At 39.8% G+C, this 19,862-nt stretch carries 16 protein-coding genes; 13 read left to right on the forward strand and 3 right to left on the reverse strand.

All coding sequences use genetic code 11. The features are described 5' to 3' along the window. Positions 1–364: 364 nt before the first annotated feature. From G4P69_RS08900 to G4P69_RS08950, 11 genes are all read left to right on the forward strand, one after another. Complete coding sequence (locus G4P69_RS08900) at positions 365–622, forward strand: hypothetical protein (RefSeq protein WP_208341668.1); 258 nt, start codon at positions 365–367, stop codon at positions 620–622. A gap of 93 nt (positions 623–715) precedes the next feature. After that, the gene (locus G4P69_RS08905; protein WP_208341669.1) at positions 716–1,009 is read left to right on the forward strand and encodes a hypothetical protein; all 294 of its coding nucleotides are present in this window, start codon (positions 716–718) and stop codon (positions 1,007–1,009) included. A gap of 765 nt (positions 1,010–1,774) precedes the next feature. Then, a complete protein-coding gene (locus G4P69_RS08910; RefSeq protein ID WP_208341670.1) occupies positions 1,775–3,925 on the forward strand; it encodes a peptidase domain-containing ABC transporter in 2,151 nt (716 codons plus the stop codon). Positions 3,926–4,218: 293 nt separating this feature from the next. Next, on the forward strand, positions 4,219–5,631 hold the full coding sequence (locus G4P69_RS08915; RefSeq protein ID WP_208341671.1) for an HlyD family efflux transporter periplasmic adaptor subunit: 1,413 nt from the start codon (positions 4,219–4,221) through the stop codon (positions 5,629–5,631). 177 nt (positions 5,632–5,808) lie between these two features. Continuing rightward, positions 5,809–6,468 (forward strand): hypothetical protein, encoded by a 660-nt coding sequence (locus G4P69_RS08920; protein ID WP_208341686.1) that lies wholly within the window; start codon positions 5,809–5,811, stop codon positions 6,466–6,468. A gap of 93 nt (positions 6,469–6,561) precedes the next feature. Beyond that, positions 6,562–7,239 (forward strand): response regulator transcription factor, encoded by a 678-nt coding sequence (locus G4P69_RS08925; protein ID WP_208341672.1) that lies wholly within the window; start codon positions 6,562–6,564, stop codon positions 7,237–7,239. Between the two features lie 48 nt (positions 7,240–7,287). Continuing rightward, a complete protein-coding gene (locus G4P69_RS08930; RefSeq protein WP_208341673.1) occupies positions 7,288–9,174 on the forward strand; it encodes a sensor histidine kinase in 1,887 nt (628 codons plus the stop codon). Between the two features lie 57 nt (positions 9,175–9,231). Further along, positions 9,232–9,423 carry a competence protein ComE gene (locus tag G4P69_RS08935; RefSeq protein WP_208341674.1) on the forward strand — a complete coding sequence of 64 codons (192 nt, stop codon included), beginning with the start codon at positions 9,232–9,234 and terminating at the stop codon, positions 9,421–9,423. A gap of 308 nt (positions 9,424–9,731) precedes the next feature. Continuing rightward, complete coding sequence (locus tag G4P69_RS08940) at positions 9,732–10,121, forward strand: hypothetical protein (protein WP_243902386.1); 390 nt, start codon at positions 9,732–9,734, stop codon at positions 10,119–10,121. Positions 10,122–10,425: 304 nt separating this feature from the next. After that, the gene (locus tag G4P69_RS08945; protein WP_208341675.1) at positions 10,426–11,388 is read left to right on the forward strand and encodes a ribonuclease Z; all 963 of its coding nucleotides are present in this window, start codon (positions 10,426–10,428) and stop codon (positions 11,386–11,388) included. 956 nt (positions 11,389–12,344) lie between these two features. Beyond that, on the forward strand, positions 12,345–14,816 hold the full coding sequence (locus G4P69_RS08950; RefSeq protein ID WP_208341676.1) for a GumC family protein: 2,472 nt from the start codon (positions 12,345–12,347) through the stop codon (positions 14,814–14,816). 135 nt (positions 14,817–14,951) lie between these two features. Here G4P69_RS08950 and G4P69_RS08955 read toward each other — a convergent pair whose 3' ends face one another. Continuing rightward, positions 14,952–15,107, reverse strand: coding sequence for a hypothetical protein (locus G4P69_RS08955; RefSeq protein ID WP_208341677.1), 156 nt, complete (start codon positions 15,105–15,107; stop codon positions 14,952–14,954). A 476-nt stretch (positions 15,108–15,583) separates the two neighbouring features. Continuing rightward, positions 15,584–16,534: a LysR family transcriptional regulator gene (locus G4P69_RS08960; RefSeq protein WP_208341678.1), complete on the reverse strand. Its 951-nt coding sequence runs from the start codon at positions 16,532–16,534 to the stop codon at positions 15,584–15,586. A 103-nt stretch (positions 16,535–16,637) separates the two neighbouring features. Here G4P69_RS08960 and G4P69_RS08965 point away from each other — a divergent pair, with 103 nt between their 5' ends. Next, positions 16,638–17,777 (forward strand): alpha-hydroxy acid oxidase, encoded by a 1,140-nt coding sequence (locus tag G4P69_RS08965; protein WP_208341679.1) that lies wholly within the window; start codon positions 16,638–16,640, stop codon positions 17,775–17,777. Then, positions 17,744–18,223, forward strand: coding sequence for a hypothetical protein (locus G4P69_RS08970; protein ID WP_208341680.1), 480 nt, complete (start codon positions 17,744–17,746; stop codon positions 18,221–18,223). Before G4P69_RS08965 ends, G4P69_RS08970 begins: the two co-directional genes overlap by 34 nt. A gap of 6 nt (positions 18,224–18,229) precedes the next feature. Here G4P69_RS08970 and G4P69_RS08975 read toward each other — a convergent pair whose 3' ends face one another. Next, positions 18,230–19,768, reverse strand: a complete 1,539-nt coding sequence (locus tag G4P69_RS08975; RefSeq protein WP_208341681.1) for an energy transducer TonB — start codon at positions 19,766–19,768, stop codon at positions 18,230–18,232. Positions 19,769–19,862 lie beyond the last annotated feature (94 nt).

Raw genomic sequence — 19,862 nt, forward strand, 5'->3', positions numbered from 1 at the left:
AATCGGAGTAAGTGTACCTCAGCAAATCTTTGCTCTTGGCGCAGCTATCTACACATTCAATACAACTGGTAACGCTGCTCTAGCTAATTCAGTACTTACCACTCAGTACAACAGATCTTATGCCAGCAAAATTGATTTTGGCTTTTAATGACTAATTAAGGTCACTAACACAAAATCTCTTTTGAGCGTGAAGCCCAATAAATTTGAAGAATCCTTCTAAATTTATTGGGCTTCCCTAGTAGAGCTTGAAAAATAATTTAGTAAAATATTCACTAAGATAGTCGAGCATATTTCAATGCTTTCGCCTTTGGATATTTTATCGTATTCTGAAAATTATTCAACAAACAATCAACGGAGAAGAAAAATGTCATCCAATGATAAAAGTCTGCTCTTTACACAACTAACAACTGAAGAAGCTGCTGTTGTTTGTGGGGGGGAGGCAGCTGTGGTTAAAGTTAACTCTGATGGCAGCATAGAAGTTAAAACTATTACTCGAGAAGTAGCGACTGTAGATTCTCCTGCCTCTTCTGAAGACCCCTCATCGAAGGGGAACAGTGGTTACACAGGACTAATTCTAAGTCCACTGCGCTTTGGTAGAAGCAGCCTCTGGCGATGGTTATAAAATTCCAATGTTTTTTGTAAATTTTCATGTCCTCAAATAGCTTTTGAGTAAATTTGGTTCCATTTACTATATAGTGGATTTATTTTCATTTTCATGAGAACCGAGTCACAAAGTATGCAAGTTATCGACAAGCAAGAACTATTCACTGAAATAACAGATGAGGAATCTGCTATTATCAAAGGCGGTGATTCAATCCAATTTGGAGTAAGTGAGGCACAGATTATTTTTGCTCTCGGCGCGTACACATATACTTTGCTCCTGACTGGCAACAAAGAGCTTGCTAACTCAGTGCTAATAACGCAATGGAACAGAGCTTTCACAAGCAACGTCGAAAAATCTTTTGCTCAAACAACAACAAGAAGGCATTTTAGAAGCTTGCCAATTTAACTTTCAGATTAAGATCTGTAATACCCAACAAGTTTTCAATGGCAACACCTAGATGTTGGCCCTACTTTCTTACTATCGTTAGATCAAATCTGAAACCGTATTTTTATATCAGTCCGCGTGTGTGGGCTTTGCTCCCGCACCTGCGTGCTTAAATCATATGAATTATTCTCTGTTGAGATTTATAAGAAGACTGTTAAGCGTAGTTTAAGTAAGACATGTAGAAAACTTAAAACATGTTTTGCCGTCACCAGCACAAAAAGTATAAGAAAAATTTATCACCATAAGGCAAAATAATCATATATTCATTTTTTTTGTAGATTTTTCCCTAAAAAATATGTATGCTCAAGTAAGTTTGTAAAAATACTGTAAAGTAAATACAGTAGGGGAAAGTTTATTCCTAATATCAGGGCGTCTCATTTACTAAACGGGAGAGAACTCTTGTTCTACAGTTTTCCCCCAAAATTGTGTTGCTTATTGAACACCAATTGAGAATTTACTATCGTATGAGGCTATAAGTAAGTTGTCAAAAATAATACCGACTATGTATTAATGTATTTTTAGGAAATTGAGATGGCTTAATAATGTAACTATTGTTTCCAGGTTTGGTAATAAGATTGTCATAAAGCTTTAGTGCAATACTATTTCGCTTTTCTTAGAGTATGGATCGGATAATCTTATGTATTTGCATTGACTTAGCACAAACCTCTAGAGAATAGGTGCTTTACTACTGTTAAGTAACAGGGAAATCGGGACAAGCATTTCTTTATGAAATACGCTAGCGTTTTACAATACAGTGAAGAAGATTGCGGTGCTGCTTGTCTAGCTTCGATCGCCAAACATTATGGACGTACTTTCACCCTAAATCATATTCGAGAGGTGGTAGGCACGGGACAATTAGGCACAACTTTATTAGGGTTGAAGCGGGGAGCAGAAACACTGGGGTTTAATGCTCGTCCAGTGAGGACTTCACCAGAAGTGTTAAATCGAATGAATGAAGCACCTCTGCCAGCAATTATTCACTGGAAAGGTCACCACTGGGTTGTTTTATACGGCAAGAAAGGCAAAAAATGCGTTGTTGCTGATCCTGCAGTGGGAATCCGTTATCTCTCTAAACAGGACTTAGCAGAAGCTTGGACGGATTGGTTGATGCTTTTGATAGAACCAGATCCAGTTCGCTTTTTTCAACAGGAAAGTGACAGCATTCCTGGTTTTTGGCGTTTTCTTCAGAGAGTTTGGATTTTTCGGGGAATTTTAGCTCAAGCATTGCCCTTAAATATAATCTTAGGGTTACTGTCTTTAGCTTCGCCGTTTCTGTTGCAACTTCTCACGGATGATGTGTTAGTGCGTGGTGATACTAAGCTGCTCACTACGGTAGCGATCGCTGTGATAGCGATGAATCTCATCTCTAGCAGCCTTTCCTGGGTTCAGTCTAACTTAATAGCACACTTCGCACAACGTCTACAATTAGGACTAGTCCTAGAATTCGGACGACAAATTTTAAGATTACCTCTTGCTTATTATGAAGCTCGTCGCAGTGGAGAAATCGTTAGCCGTTTGCGTGATATTGACCAGATTAATCAACTAGTCGCTCAAGTTGTTATCTCGCTACCGTCAAAATTCTTTATTGCGGTAATTTCATTTGCCATAATGGTTTTTTATAGCTGGAAATTAACCGTAGTAGCAATATTAGTTGCTGTGGTTATGACACTATCAACAATAGTCTTCCAGCCCACCTTGCAGCAAAAAACTCGTGAACTTTTAGTTCAAGAAGCAGAAACGCAAGGTGTTTTAGTAGAAACCTTTAAAGGAGCACTGACCCTAAAAAGTACCACTGCAGCACCGCAGTTTTGGGAAGAATTTCAAAGCCGGTTTGGTCAGCTTGCTAACCTAACACTGCGTACGATTCAGATTAGCATTATCAATAATACTTTCTCTAGTTTTATTTCTGCTGTTGGAAGCATCGCTCTGCTCTGGTTTGGGGGTAATTTGGTTATCAATCCCGCAGAGAATTTGAGTATTGGGCAGTTGTTAGCGTTCAATTCGATGAACGGTAATTTCGTAGGCTTAATCAGCACTGTCATTAGTTTTGTCGACCAATTTACGCGAGTCAGAACTGCAACCCAACGTTTAACAGAAGTCATAGATGCTACCCCTGAAAATGAAGGCGATGGAAAAAGACCGTTTGCTCAAATTGCAGGAGACGCTGACATTGTATGTAACAAAGTTAACTTTCACTACGCGGGTCGGCTTGATTTGCTAGACGACTTCACATTGACAATTCCAGGTGGTAAAGTCATTGCCCTAATTGGTAAATCTGGTTGTGGTAAGAGTACCTTAGCTAAAGTCATTGCAGGTTTATATCCACTGCAATCAGGCAATATTCGTATTGGACTTTATAACCTAGATGACCTTGCTCTCGATTGTCTCAGACAACAGGTGATTTTAGTTCCCCAAGATGCTCACTTTTGGAGTCGTTCCATTATAGAAAACTTTCGTTTAGGAACACCCCAATTGACTTTTGAGCAAATTGTGCTGGCGTGTCAAATAGCTCAAGCAGATGAGTTTATCAGTAAACTCCCTGACAAATATCAAACTATATTAGGAGAATTTGGTGCAAATATTTCTGGTGGACAACGCCAAAGACTAGCAATAGCACGTGCTATTGCTACTGATCCGGCAATCTTGATTTTGGACGAATCCACATCTGGGCTTGACCCAGTTAGTGAGACTATTGTACTAGATCAACTATTTGCTCATCGTCGTGGGAAAACCACGATTTTGATTACTCATAGACCGAAAGTCATTAATCGGGCTGATTGGATCATATTACTGGATCAGGGAAAATTAAAACTTCAAGGTTCTCTACAAGATTTACGCTCAAAACCAGGAGACCATTTAGATTTTTTAATTCCGTGAGATTCTTAGTTGTTAGTGAACCAAAGCAGTAGCAACTGGTGAGTTCAACGAACAGTATGTGAGAGTGAATATTCGACCGTGCTGTATGTAAAGTTAACCCGGTTTATCGTTGGGCGTTAGAGTGTTACCCGTAAGGTGTTATCCTGTAGGGTCATGAGTGGTTAGTTGCTAGTTATGAAGTGCTTACTAACTACTAATTGTAGAAACAAGAGTTCTTGAGTTTTTCGTTCTGCTCAAACCACTTACAACTAACAACTAATAACGAACAACTAACAAATTACTAACCAACAATTATGGTTTATACCGAACGGCAAAGATTTCTACCCTCTGTCCAAAGTGACGAATTTCTGCCTCCTGTTAGTCCTTGGACATCCTTAGCAGGTGTGTTTCTCCTTGGAAGTGTAGGTGCTGCTTTCAGCCTTGCTTCATCCGTAAAATACAATGTGACAGTCAAGGGTGGAGCTAGCGTCCGTCCTGTTGGAAACCTCAAAATAGTCCAACCAGAATTTGACGGAACAGTAAAACAGATTCTTGTTAAAGAAAATCAAAAAGTTAAAGAGGGAGATCCGATTGTTCGGCTCGATGACGAGCAATTGCAAATCAAACAGAGTCAGACAAAAGGGAATATTGAGCAGAGTCAGTTACAGCTAATTCAACTCTACGCCCAAATAAGAAGTTTAGATGTTCAGATTCTTGCTCAAAGAAAAGTCATAGAACAGACAGTTTCCACCGCAAAAGTAGATTTGGCTCGTAATCTACGAGATTACCAAGAAAAGCAAGTTACAACGACAAGCGACTCACTAGCAGCTATTGCAAGCTTGCAAAAAACAGAGACGGATTTACAAAAAGCGAAAGCGGATTTAGACTTTGCTAAAGTCGATAGAGAGCGCTATCGACAGCTTTCAGAAACCGGAGCAGTTGGTAAGCGCGATTACGAGCAAAGAAAATTAACTGTTGCGCAAGCACAATCAGTAGTTGAGGGTCAACTAAAAGCTATTGAAATTGCAAGAAGTAAAGTTCAAGCAACTAAAGCCGCTCTCAATCCTACAGAAGCAATGGTTAAGATAGCACAAGAAAATATTAAGAAAGAAATCGCTTCAGGTGAAGCGGCTATTGCTACTTTGAACAAAGAAAAACAATCTTTACTTCAAAGACGAGCTGAAATACAAAGCCAAATCAATCAATCTCAAAAAGAACTTCAACAAATTAATAAACAGATTAAACATAGTGTTATTCGTGCTACTAGCGACGGTACGATTCTTAAATTAAATATATATAACTCTGGTCAAGTTGTACATTCTAGCGATGCTATTGCCCAAATTGTTCCTTATGATGCACCTTTAGTCATTAAAACAATGGTTTCTACTGCTGATATTAAAAAAGTTAATGTTGACCAAAAGGTGCAGATCCGAGTTGATGCTTGTCCTTACCCAGATTATGGAACTCTCAACGGCGTCGTCAAAGCAATTTCTCCAGATGCTATCACATCTCAAACAAGTAGTTCAGGTGCAGGAGTAGCTAGTTCCGCAGCACCTACTCCTAGCTACTTTGAAGTGACAGTGCAACCAGAGAAATTTGACTTTGGACATGGTGAACATCAATGCCATCTCCAAGCTGGGATGGCCGCTACATCTGATATTATTTCGAGGGAAGAAACTCCTATGCAATTTTTATTAAGAAGGGCAAGAATAATAACAGATTTGTAAGCGGTTATCTATCAAATTTCAGTAAATTTTACAGGGTGGTTCTAGCTCAAAAGCTAGATAGAATTAGGGAAAGTTTATAGTTATCAATTTTTTCTCGTGAAAGAGAAAAGCATGACTTAGTGGTGCGCTGTGATCTACCAATTTTCTATACAAATTATCGTTTTGATGGTCTACATCATGCTCCTTATGTGGTCACTCAGATCTCATAACAAGACTCAGCAAGCATTGCAATGGTGGTTTTTTAGGCAGTCTTTTAAACTCTTCTTGGAAGCTGAGAAAATTAGGGACGGATTATTACAAGAATCTTTTACTATCCGTCGCAACTTGGAGTTATTACCAGTAGATAATCTTGAATTATCAGTTAACAAAACTCAGGAGTGTTTAACAAAAACTAATAACTTTCATCAATCTTTAGCTCAACTGAGCGATCGCTTGTGTCCCGCATACCTTGAAGATAGCTTGCCTTTAGCAATTGAAAGTTTATTAGAATCTTGGCTTGTATCTCATCCTGATTTCTATGTTCATATAGATATGCCAAAACATTGGCGAAATGAACGAGCCGAAAACAGTTTGATAGTTTTAACGGCTTTAGAAGAGTTACTGAGAATCACTTTGCCCGAGGTTTTAACACAAATATCCATTTATATTAGTTTGAAGGAGCTAGGAAATGTTGGTCAGATGGTAGTGAAAGTTACTTATCCTGATACATCTACTTTCAGTTTTTATTCTAACTTACCTGAACTAGGATATCTCTATGAAAGTTTTCGATTTTTAACGTCAGGAAAATGCTTTTGTCGTAGTAAAAACATAACTGCAGCTTGGTATTTTCGCTGGTAATCACTGTATAAATTAGCAATGTAGTTAAACACAAGCTCATTTGTTTTTTAAATAATTGTATAATTAAATACTCATTTATGAAGAGGCTTGATAATGAGACAAGCTTTATCAGCTAACGCATTGCTGAAAATTTTGGTAATTGATGATCATGAATCGGTCCTGAGTGGAACAATTGACGTGCTGAGAAAAGAGTATCCAGATGCTGAATTTATCACGACTCTGACAGCAAAGACTGCTCTAAATCAATTGACTAACTCACAACCGGATCTTGTTGTAATGGATCTTTCCATTCCAGAAAGTCTAGGGTTGATAGCACGACCTAATATAGGGCTTCAACTGCTTAGAACTTTGATGAAAGATTATCCTCATCTCAATCTTGTTGTTCAAAGCGCTCATGTCAGAACACTGGTGCGAATTAGACCGGAAATTGATGCTCACAAAGGAGGCTTTACAGTCGCCGATAAAAGTCTTACGAGTAAGGAAATGTTGACTAGAGTTAATTGGTCATTACAAGGATTGACTCATACAAAAGACATTAAAGGCATTCACTCGGGATTAGAAGTTCGACCAGAGTGGCTCCAAGTACTAACTCTTGCATTTGGTGAAGGATTACAAGATAAAGCAATTGCAGAGCGAATGTGTGTATCTGAAAGAATGGTGCGCCATTATTGGAGTAAGCTACAAGATGCTTTAGAAGTTTACCCCGAAGAGGGGAAAAATATCAGAATCCAAACACAAATGAGAGCTAGAGAAGAAGGATTAATTGATTAATTCTTGGTAGTTATTAAAAACTAGCAATTAACAATTAGTAACCAGAAAATGACTCAGATTGTTACTTTGGAAAAAATCAAGGAGACAATTGCTAATTGGCGCGTAGGTGTACTACCAGGCATTATAGTTATTGCACTAGTGATTATCCTGCGCTCTATAGGTTCAATGCAATTCTTAGAGTGGCAGGCTTTCGACAGTTTCCTTGGTTTACGCCTCCAAGAACCTATTGAAGAACGTGTTTTAATTGTTGGGATTAATGAAAATGATATTCGGTCTGTAGGAGTGTATCCAATTCCAGATAAAGAGATTGCATTCATACTCAAAAAAATTCACTCCCTAGAGCCAAGAGTTATTGGTGTGGATATTTTTAAGGATTTACCGGTTGAGCCTGGTCATACGGAGTTACTTTCCACCTTTAAGGAAATAAACAATTTAATTGCTATTGAAAAAGTTTTACCAGAAACAATAGCTCCACCACCGGTATTGCCCTCTGAACGAGTCTGTTTTGCAGACCAAGTTATAGATAGTGATGGGAAATTGAGACGTAGCTTATTGTTAGTAAAATTTTTACCTGAAACATACAAAACATCCTTATCTCTATGTTTAGCAAAAGCTTATCTAAGTCATGAAAATATTAGTTTAGAAACCGGTTTTCAAGATACCGGTGCCATTAGGTTTGGAAATACTGAGTTACCTCGGTTTGTGCCCAACTTTGGTGGGTATGTCCACACGGATGCAGGAGGAGTCCAAATTCTGCTCAATTTTCGCAGTGGTCGAGAACGATTTAGGATGGTCACCCTGGGCGATATCAAAACAGGAAATTTCGATCCTAGTTGGATACGCGATCGCATTGTTATAATTGGCATGACAGCCCCTAGTGTTAAAGACTTTATCACGACTTCCGCAATTACATCTACCAAACCAGCACCAGGGCGAGTTTACGGGGTGGAAATTCAAGCTCATGCTGTTAGCCAAATTATCAGTGCTGTACTTAATTCTAGACCGTTACTAAAAACTTGGTCTGAATTTTCGGAGTATTTATGGATAATTGGCTGGGGTGTACTAGGTATTAATTTTGCTTGCCTGAGAAAATCTCCGTTTGTCAACTTTTTATCTGTTGGCATTGCTAGCACATTTTTAATACTTATAAGTTATGTACTCCTGACTTTGGGTTTGTGGGTTCCAGTAATACCAACACTACTTGTTTTCGTCTTAAACGGCGTAGGACTTATGGCTTTATATCAATATGACCAAGTTTTACAGTCTAAAATTAACTCCCGCCAAGCGATCATTGAACGCACGTTTGAAATGATTCATAATGGACCCTTGCAAACCCTCGCTAAAACGTTGAAGTATGTCCGAGAGAGGAACTTGCCGACAAATGAGTTGTTATCAGAACTGGAAAAAGAGCTTGAAAAACTCAATTATGAATTACGAGGCGTTTACGAATTTTTACAAGCAGAACCTCTAATTCAAGATAATAGCCTTTACTTAGGAAGAGGGCTAGAACTCGATTTACGCGACCCGATCCAAGAAGTTTTGTATCAAGTTTATCTATATACCTTACAGCGGGATTTTCCCTGCTTCAAAACTATCAAGATCAAAATTCGTTCATTTGATCCCATAGATGATCAGTACTTGAACCTTGAACAAAAACAGGGACTTTGTCGATTTTTGGAGGAAGCTTTGTGCAACGTTGGAAAACACGCTATTGGCGTTACCCGCCTTGAAGTGTCTTGCAAACAAAAAGAAGGTTTTTACACTCTCAGCATTTTAGATAACGGCTCAGGAATTAATTCCTCCAGAGAAGGTCAAGGAACACAGCAATTTAAAAACATAGCCAAACAGCTTAACGGAAATTTTCGACGATTTTCCCTTTCTCCTCACGGTACTCTTTGTGAGTTATCTTGGCCCGTACCAAAGTATTGGTGGTAGTGATTCGTATACAATTCTCTTACTAAGAGCATTTTTCAACCTAGAAAGGAATACAATATGAGTGGCAGACAACAAAGCGGAAACAATGGGGACGCTAGCAAGAGTGAACCATTAGATGAATACATCCCATTGGGAGGCGGTGACTATATGGAAAAAAGTTCCGGTAATCCGGTTGGTAAAGAGGAAATTGTACCAGAAGATAAATCCGAAAAAGGTAATGGATCTAGGGATTCAAAACCTACATCTTAAAAAAAGGTTTTTACTGGGCTTATTAGCGCTACAATGAGTAATGGTTTAAAATATGCGCTTGTTAGCGAGCTTTCTCTAATCGAGACTCGCTATCTTAAAACTTGTATTTTTGCTACCCATTTTTAACTTAAATTTAAGCACTATTGTTTATTGGCAAATAGTGGATGATATTGCCCGATACGATTCGGATAACCACTCTTCACTTATCTTGTGGTCTGGGAAAAGACGAGATTTCTCACTTTCGCCTTTCTCTCTCCCGAACGGTATTGACTTATTACCCTCATATAGTCTGAGTTTATAGAGGTTTTATGGAAGCGTTTATGGAAGAGGATATCAAACGATACCAAATAATTAAATCTCTTAATGAGTTACCTGTTAGAAAAATTTATGCACGTCCAATGCACATAAGGACTTATTGGAGGAAGGACAATGATTTCTTCGTCGAAAAAATTATATTAACTGTGGGTAAAGCCCTAAAAGAGTCGGAAATAGAAGATGCTAAGTCTCGGCACAATAACATAGAAGAATACTTTGGGCTAACTCAAAAAGAACTGTTTAGTGTATTAATCGAACTTTACGGGGGTCAGCAAGGGTATTATGTCGTCGATTTAAAGAATCGCCAGTACTTCCATTGTAAAAATTATGAGGATATGGAAGTCAAACTCGAAGAATTAGGCTGCAAGCCTGTGGAGTATTGACTGGGAATTGGGCATTGGGCATTGGGAATTGGGCATTGGGAATTGGGCATAAGGTTTAGGAGTAAAAAAGGCTTATTCGAGCATTATTTTATTTATCTTTAAAGATTTACCGATATATTTCTTTTCCTCTGCCCCGTGCCCAATGCCCCATGCCCCATACCTATTGCCCAACCATTCTGCAGAAATGATAGTATTATCCTAAATGGTTAAGAATGTGTGCTACGTGTTGTATAACAATATATAGCAGGTGTACCTTATGGGAAACAACCGGAATGACCTTTATCTCTGTACTACTTGAAATAAAATGCAGATAACATTTTTAGGGACAAGTTCCGGTGTACCTACGCGATCGCGTAATGTTTCAAGTGTAGCCTTGAGACTACCCCAACGTGCTCAAATGTGGTTGTTTGACTGTGGCGAGGGTACTCAGCATCAAATTATCCGGAGCGATCTCAAAATCAGCCAACTCTCTCGAATTTTTATCACTCACATGCATGGTGACCATATCTTTGGCTTAATGGGTTTACTAGCCAGTTGTGGTTTAGCTGGGAATGTAGAACGTATTGATATTTACGGTCCACCAGGCTTAAATGACTACCTACAATCAGCCTCACGTTACTCTCATACCCACTTTTCTTACCCTCTCAAAGTTCACAGTATTCGTCCAGGGGTGATTTACGAAGACGATGAATTTACGGTCACCTGTGGTCTTTTGCATCATCGCATTACCGCTTTTGGTTACCGAGTAGCTGAAAAAGATCGAGCAGGACGCTTTGACGTAGAAAAAGCTCAAGCACTGCAAATTCCTGCTGGTCGGATTTATGGTCAACTTAAACGCGGTGAAACCGTCACTCTATCCGATGGACGAGTCATTCGCGGTGCTGATCTGTGTGGGCCAACGGAAATTGGACGTAAGATTGCTTATTGTACAGATACGGTTTATTGTGATGGTGCAGTTGAATTAGCAACCGATGCAGATGTACTAATTCATGAAGCCACCTTTGCCCACCAAGATGCGGATATGGCTTTTCAAAGATTGCATTCCACAACCACTATGGCAGCGCAAACAGCTTTAGCGGGGGGAGCTCATCGCTTAATTATGACTCATTTCAGTCCTCGCTATACTCCAGGAAATCCTCTGGAGTTCAAAGATCTCCTTGACGAGGCTCGCGCTATTTTCCCTAATACAGATATGGCTTATGATTTCATGAACTATGAAGTCCCAAGGCGTCGAGAAAAACAGTTATCAGTGAACAGTTATCAGTGAACAGTTATCAATTAACACCGCAAGATACACCTAAGTGATAACTGAGCCTGTGACTGGAGAGTTTTTGTGAAATTTACAAAATCTTTAATTTAAAGGTTCATGATCATCGAATTTTGCATAGAGTTGTAAATTTTTGTTAAGTAAACAAATACACATTGATTTATTTATAAATGTATATATTTGATAGCTCTATGCTTTTTGTGGGCAGTTTTATTATACAAGGTTGCTGGATTCTTACACCTATGGTTATGAATAAGATACAAAAACTTTGATAGTAACTATTTAACCAATGAGCCCAGATAATTGAACTATGAGTCTTGACATACACATTGGTATACAAAGCATTCGGTCGTAGCATGTCAATGTGTATATCGAGATATTTATATACAAAAAGTTTGATAAACTTAGAGACTGTAATCAGGTATCATACCGAAAATTACTAAAGTATCAGCTAAATTTATAACCAGAACCAAAAGCGTTAAAAATATTGTATAAAAAATTTCTTAATGTACTATAAAACCAAAAGTATATATAGTAAAGATTGATTGAGAGGGTTGACTATCCTAATCTTGTCACTTTAGCTTGGGATGAATCACGAAGAATCTCGTCAGAAAGATTCTTACTTTTGGTGGTTGTCCTCTAGAAAAAAGTCAATTATGGATTTATGTCTAACTCTTGAATTCTTTAAGAAACTCCACTTTGAACACAAGGCTAAAAATGTCTCCTTTTTTACTCAATTTTAGAGAAGAGTGAGTAAAAGAAGCCATAGGCTCGTAGCCAATCAGGCTTTGTGTTTGCGAGAAAATTTTTAATGGCTAGACTTTTTCAAGGAAGAAGAACCTAGATGAATACAAAGAAAATATTAGCTTTTGCGCAAGTCTAGTCATAACCAAATTATTTATCAAAGAAGTTTTCTCCAAATCTTGTAAATTGTTCGATATTAGAGGATTTTGAAAGTGGCTGATACTAGTCTAGAACATGGTTCCAAGCAAGGTCGATTGATTGTTTTGTCACCACACAGCACTATTAATATCAGACAAGCCTTTACAATTGTGCATCGTAGGCGCTTCCTCATCTTGGGTGTCTCCTGTGCAGTCATATCTGTGGGTACTTTTTTGGCGTTAACTACAAAACCAACGTACCAAAGTTCTATGCAGATACTAGTGAGTTCTCACTCTAATAAAGGTGTAGACAGTACGTCTCAAAAAAACAATGTCAAAATCATGGACTACACCCAGCTAATGGTCAGTTCTATGATGATAGAGAAGGCTGTGGATTTGCTCCGTTCTAGCTATCCAAATATTACAGTAGAAGAGATTAAAGGAAAGAACGGTAAACAAAAATATCTCGTTATCAAAAAAATAGAGGAACACAGAGAAGCTAATCAACTTCTCAGTCAATTACTTGATGTTTCTTTTAAAGGAAATGATCCACTTAAAACCCAAAAAGTACTTCAAGTTTTGGAGAAAGTTTATATTGACCATAACACAGAACAACAAAAAGAACGTTTAGCAAAAGGTCTTTCTTTATTTAACGATCAACTGCCTAAAATTAAAAATCAGCTGATTCAATCTGAAAAGAATTTGCAGCAGTTCCGTCAGAAAAATAATTTACTTGATCCAGAAAAACAAGGTAAACTTCTTCTACAATCTCTTGCTGATACTAGAAAACAACTACGAGTCGTTCGCGCACAAATCCAAGACGCAAAAGCACGCAACAATTATTTACATAAACAACTAACTTCCCTGCACCAAAAAACAGTCGTTTCCTCTGTTGCCAATCAGTCAAAAAATGTCCAAACACTACTCGATGAAATTCATCACACTGAAGAAGCTTTAGCTCAAGAAAGACAACGTTATACAGACGACTCACCAGTAGTAAAAACATTGCTACAAAAACACGAGAGCCAAATGGCAGTGTTGCGTGAAGACGTTGGGCGATCTTCCAAGGGCAGTGGTAGTGCTGACTCCCTTGGACAGTCTCCGCAAACGTTGCTGCCAGCTAAAGCTGTTGAGGAAACATCAGGTAAGCCATCTCCCTTAACGAATTCGTCCGCTAACCTTTCTGAAGGTAACCAGCAAGGTGGCGAAAGGTTGATGACCACTCCCATAGATAAAGTTTCCAAAGTAGTTGAACGACGAAATGTAGGATCGTCTAAAATTCAAGTTTCTTTTACTACGCAAGTGCCTTCAAATAATTTATCACCTTCTGGAACCGAGAATATTGCAATGACGCAAGTCCAGATAGCAGGGGTTAACCAAAAGATGGTAGAAGATTTAATTGATGTACAAAAAACTGAAACAGGACTAACTGCTAATGAAAAAAGTTTAGTTGAGTCAGAGCAACAAATTAATTCTGAGCTTAGCAAATACCAAAACCTAATGGCACAGTATAAGCGCCTACTACCAGAAGTGGAAACTAATCGTAAAACACTTGAAAAACTTATAGCCGCGCAACATTCTTTGGCACTCAAAATTGCTGAAGAAAACTTGAATTTGGAAGTGTTAGAACAACCACAGCCAGGAATTTCCCTAGGAAGTAACAGATTATTATTTTTATTTGGGGGGATACTCCTTGCACCAGTGTTAGGTATTGCAGCAGGTTTACTACGTGAATTTTCAGATGATACGATTCATTCTCCACAGGATTTGCGCAACCTGATAAATGTACGCTTACTAGGAACAGTACCAAAACTTCCACTGCCGCTAAAGAAAAGGAAATTTTTCAGCCTTCCTCGTGGAGCGCAAACCTCACCGTCAAAATCGTTAAAAGTTACTTCTAACGATAACTTCCTTGATATCTACAATTTTTTACCTGCTCATGAAACGCTAGATATAGCATTTCAAAATATTCAAAATGTCCAATCTGCAGATTCATATAAATCTTTAATGTTAACTTCAGCCCTAGCAGGTGAAGGTAAGTCAACTTTAATCCTAGGATTGGCGCTGAGTGCAACACATATGAATAGACGGGTACTGATTGTTGATGCTAACTTGCGCAAGCCAAACCTGCACAAAATTTTAGAAATTCCTAATGAATGGGGGTTATCTCTGTTATTGATCGATGAAACATTAAGTAACTTCAGAGACTATATCCAGCCTATTCACCCTTCTATTGACGTTTTAACTGCTGGACCGGTAGCTGAAGATCCGGTAATGGTACTAAGTTCTTCTCGGATGCAACAATTAGTCAATTTGTTTAAGCAAACCTATGATTTAGTACTGATAGATACTTCTTCTATTCTAGATACTGTAGATGCTAGACTTGTCGCCAGCACATGTGATGCAATTGCGATGGTTGCTCGCCTAGGTAAGTTAACCCAAGCTAAACTAACTCAAGCAACAGAGATTTTTAGCGATAGTAAGTTAAATTTAATTGGCATTATCGCAAATGAAGTTAGCTTAAACCAAAAGAAGCCCCACATCTGACCCCGTTCGCGTAGCGTCTCGCAGAGAAGGGGCAGTGTGGGATGAATTTTGGGGCAGTGACGAAACCACCCCCAGTCGAGGTTGACTACCACTCAACCAGGATGCGGGGTGGTTGATAGCGGAGCTCTCTTCGAGTCATCGAGCGTCGGAGTTGCCATGCTCTGGAACGGGTAGCCGATCAATATAATCCTCGATAATTTGGGTCATTGTTTTGTCTTTTTTTTGAGCGTATAACCGTAACTTATCTAACCTACGCGCACTCATCCTAATATTTAATGTTTTTTCTTTCATGATAGCAGTACAACGCCAGTACGCTTATGCTATCATAAACGACTGATGGTAAAGCCTAAATCGCTAACCACATACCGCACCTTGAAAACTGAAGATATGGGGTTTCACCGGGAAGTAAATGGATGAGTGCGAACTACCTCCGGTGTGTAAAATCTTCAAGGGAAATAGGTAGTCGGGAAGTGCTTGTCATTCAAGGGTCGGGCGGGGCACGTTCCTGACCTTAAACAGCAGGACTGGGAAAGGCAACCGAGTACCAGGAATGAAGTTCTGCGAGTTCTGCGCAAGCTAGCTACCGCGTCTAAAAACGGTGTTGATGGGACGGCAGAAGCCCACACTCACTGCTTGCAGGAGAGTGGGAGTGTCACTAATTCTTAACGCAGCCAGTGATATGGGTGTGGGATCACCCCAATAAAATACCCACTCCGCGACAATTTATGAACGGCTATTCAGCAGCCTTTCAAACTGTCGTGAGATTCTCACTCCCCTATATTATTTTTGTGAGACAACAGCAACATTTGTTCAAAGACTTTTGAAAGAGTCGTTTGAAAACGCTGTTTATGCTTGAGTTTTAAAAAAGGTCGGACTATTTGGGAAACTATACCACGCCCATTTCTGTCATCTATGACTTTAATTGTACGTAGAGTATTAAGCTGTAATTCTTTTATTACCATCAATTCAGAAATCCCAGTTGCAGCTACACCGCTTTCAACAGCTGCTTTTGTCATCTCGCCACTATTAAACACTAAAATCACATTCAGTTCACTAAGATCAATTCCTAAAGACAGCAAAGCTTCCTCAAACCTTTGCTGTGTACCCGATCCCGGCTCTCTCATCACCCAAGGCGTTTCAGTCAATTCTGTGACGGAAATTTCTAGACGCTCGTACCAAGGATGGGATTTACCAACAACAACTTGTAAGCGATCGCTCCCCACAACTTCTTGTTCTAAACAACCTTGAAGCGTTGGTTTAACATCTCCTTCTATCAAACCCAAATCAAATTGTCCTGTTGCTGTACCGACACAAATCTCTTCCGTATTGGCGAGAGTACAGTTAATCTGAATACCAGGGTATTCGCGCTTAAACTCACTAATCTTACCAGGAAGCCAATAATTTCCAATAGTCAGGCTTGAACCTAATTTCAATTCCCCCCTTTGCAGATTGTTTAATTCCCTTAGTCCACGCTCAGTTAAAGTGACATGGTCAAGAATTTTGTGTGCCTCTACTTGTAGTAACTTTCCAGCTTCAGTGATCTCAATATGACGACCAATCCGATGGAAAAGTTTTACTCCATATTCTTGCTCTAAGCTTTGAATCGCCGCGCTAACAGCGGGCTGAGTAATGTAGAGCATCTCCGCTGCACGCGTAAAGTGCAGATGTTCCGCTACAGCTATGAAAATTCGTAGCTGCTCAAGCGTCATCCCTGCCATTTGAAGTATCCCTAAAACTAAGTGTTAAATTATTTATCAATCGTATTTATTATTTTGACAAAAAATTGTCACATTCTTTTGTTTTTTAATGGCCCTATTAACGATGAATTGCCTCGCATCCATTAACCTATTTGATTACGAAAAGCTAGCCACTGAGCATTTATCTCAAATGGCACTTGATTACTACAACAGTGGTGCTGGAGATGAGATAACGTTACGGGACAATCGTGCTGCTTTTGAGCGGGTCAAACTTAGACCTCACGTGCTAGTTGATGTAAGCGTTCGTAACCTTACGACAAAGGTATTAGGACAGTCTCTCCAACTACCTTTGCTGATCGCTCCTATGGCATTCCAATGTCTTGCTCATCCAGAGGGAGAACTTGCTACAGCTTCAGCTGCATCTAAGGCAGGTGCAGGTATGGTGCTTAGTACAATGGCGACAAAAAGCATGGAGGAGGTTGCAACAGTATGTCATAAGACAAAATCTCCCGCTCCGCAATGGTTTCAGCTTTATATACACAAAGACAGAGGAATAACCCGCGCTTTGGTAGAAAAAGCTTGTGCGACTGGTTACAAAGCACTGTGTTTAACTGTGGATGCACCAGTTCTAGGACGCCGGGAACGAGACAAGCGTAACCAATTTACTTTACCGTCAGGTTTAGAGTTGGCTAATCTTGTTAGTATATCAGAATTAAATATTCCCATACAACAGGGAGAATCTGGTCTTTTTACATATTTTGTCGAGCAGCTAGACCCCACATTAACTTGGCGGGATCTAGATTGGTTACAATCTTTGTCTTCTTTACCTTTAGTGGTTAAAGGAATTTTACGTGGTGATGATGCAGCGCGTGCAGTAGAATACGGAGCAAAGGCAATTATTGTTTCTAATCATGGTGGTCGTCAGCTAGATGGTGCGATCGCCAGTCTTGATGCTCTAGAGGACGTAGTAAACGCTGTAGATAATCAGGCTGAAGTGATGGTAGATGGAGGTATTCGTCGAGGCGTTGATATTCTCAAAGCACTAGCTCTGGGAGCAAAAGCTGTACTTATCGGGCGTCCTATATTATGGGGCTTAGCTGTCGGGGGAGAAGCAGGCGTCGCTCATGTCATTGAAATTTTACGAGATGAGCTAGATATTGCTATGGCGCTAAGTGGTTGTACGAGTGTAGATCAAATTGATCCTAGCTTGATAGTCGAGGGGAAAGAGGAATGGGGGAGTGGAGGATGGGGAGTAGGGGGTTAAAATTCCACAAGCGCACATTTGTCTTCACTTTACTCGTGATAGCTGCAATAGGATTTATCTGGTGCATTCACTTATTAAAACCACCATCGGAGGATTTTTGTACTGGTGAAGGATATTTGCCTTCTAACTCTCCTCTTGAAACGATTCATGCTATCAAAGTTGTTATTGAACCGTGGCTAGGTGAACACCAAGTTTACGGAATTTTTCAGATTGATAGCCATAAATCCCCTCCTGGTCATCCGGTTATACTCACAGTTGTGGGAGCAGGAAAATACTGTGAAACGACAAATCCTATTGGTCAACATTTTCAAGGAATAGATGCTGCTCCTGGTTACTACTTAACGAAACACTACGTTAGGACTCGTTCAGTCTTGTGGAGCGCTATCCACGGATTGTTAAATAAATTACAACAACCACAAAACTGGACACTAACTTACGCAAAGTGAACGCAATTAACCACCGCCTTGTATATCTAGCTGTCCATATACGTTGATATTGAATGTAAATTCAATATTGATATAATTTTGGGCATATGCTGTGGGTAAAGGCCCAAACGGTGCGGCTCGTTTGATAGCATTAAACGCTGCTTGATCTGTACCGCTGAATCCAGAGGGTTGTATAAGCGCCAGATTGCTTATTGCACCTGAGCGATCAACAGTGAACCGAACCACTGTTTTCCGGGAAGAATCAGTGAATTCAGGTATCCACTGCTTCCTGACTCGAGCTTGCAAGTGAGATAGGTAAGTTGCCAGACCTGTATCTTTACGCGCATCGATACCCGATTCACTTTGATTGAATCGGTTGGAATTAGGCACCGACGCCAAAGAATTTCCTCCCAAATCACGAGTAGATACACTTACAGGACCACCTAATCGACTTGCTGCACCTGATTTTGAAGATGGGTGAACTTGAGATTGCGATCGCGAAGAAGTCCTAGTCTCAAGTGGTGAAGTTGTAGGTTTTGTGGCGACTCGTGTCTTATTACCATTATGAGCCAAAGGTTTTGGATCTGTAGTTGTAGATGTGTTGGCTGTTTGAGAAGGTTTCAGTTTTGGTGGTGTACTTGTATGTATAGCTTCAGCTTGCTCAGGTTTAATTGCTGTGGTGTTAGGTGCAGCTACAATTTTTTGTGGTTTTGTGATTGGTGCTGTTGTGGGTTCAACTGAGGGTTTTGGTTTGGACGGTGTAGCTTCAGTTTGTTGAGGTTTGGTTAATGTAGTGGTAGGTGCAACTGCAATTTTCCGAAGCTTTGAGATGAGTTGTGTTTTTGAAGGTTCAGCTGATGGTTTCGGGGTTAGTGGTGTGGTATCTGGTGTAGCTTCGGTTTCTTGAGGTTTGGTTGGTGTAGTGGTAGGTGCGGTGGCTATTTTCCGTAGCTTTGAAATTAGTTGTGTTGTTGTAGGTTCAACCGAGGGTTCCGGGTTTGGTGGTACCGCTGTTTCTGGAGATTTGGGTGGTGTAGTGGTAGATGCAGGGGCAATTTTCCTCAGTTTTGTGATTGGCAGTGCTGTGGGTTTAACTGAGAGTTTAGGGTTTGGCAGTATAGTATTTGGTCTAACTGCTGTTTGGACGGTTTTGCGCGGTGTTGCGGTACTTGGTGCAATTGCTGCCTGCGATTTTTGGGGGGGAGTTGGTTGTTTTAGCTCTGGTGGTGATCCTTGTGCTGATCGAGATCCTGATGGCTTGAGCGATGATGTTCCTCCTGATCTAGCAACAGAAAGAGGCTTTGTAGGATCTGCTTTCCCACCTGCAACAGAATCTTTGGTAGCTCGCCGTGAGGTTTCTGGAGGTGTTGTTGTTTGATTAGGAGGAACTTCAACATACTCGATTGGTATGGAGTCGCCAAGTTTTTGCTCACGTGCGAAAGTTCTAAGCCAATATATGCTTCCTAGAAAGATGATAAAGTGCAGCAGCAAGGAGGCAACCACGCCAAAGACCAAATCTTCAGAACGGTTATATCTGTAGGACTCAAGTATATGAGACTTAGTCATTTTTTAGTGCGTTCTAGACAGCAGCTTCAAAAGTCTATCAACAGTTTGACATTTCCAAACCCTTGCAACTCACATTCCGCAGGTTAAATTCAAA

Origin of the sequence: Aetokthonos hydrillicola CCALA 1050 (genome assembly GCF_017591665.1) — a bacterium.
GTDB lineage: Bacteria > Cyanobacteriota > Cyanobacteriia > Cyanobacteriales > Nostocaceae > Aetokthonos > Aetokthonos hydrillicola.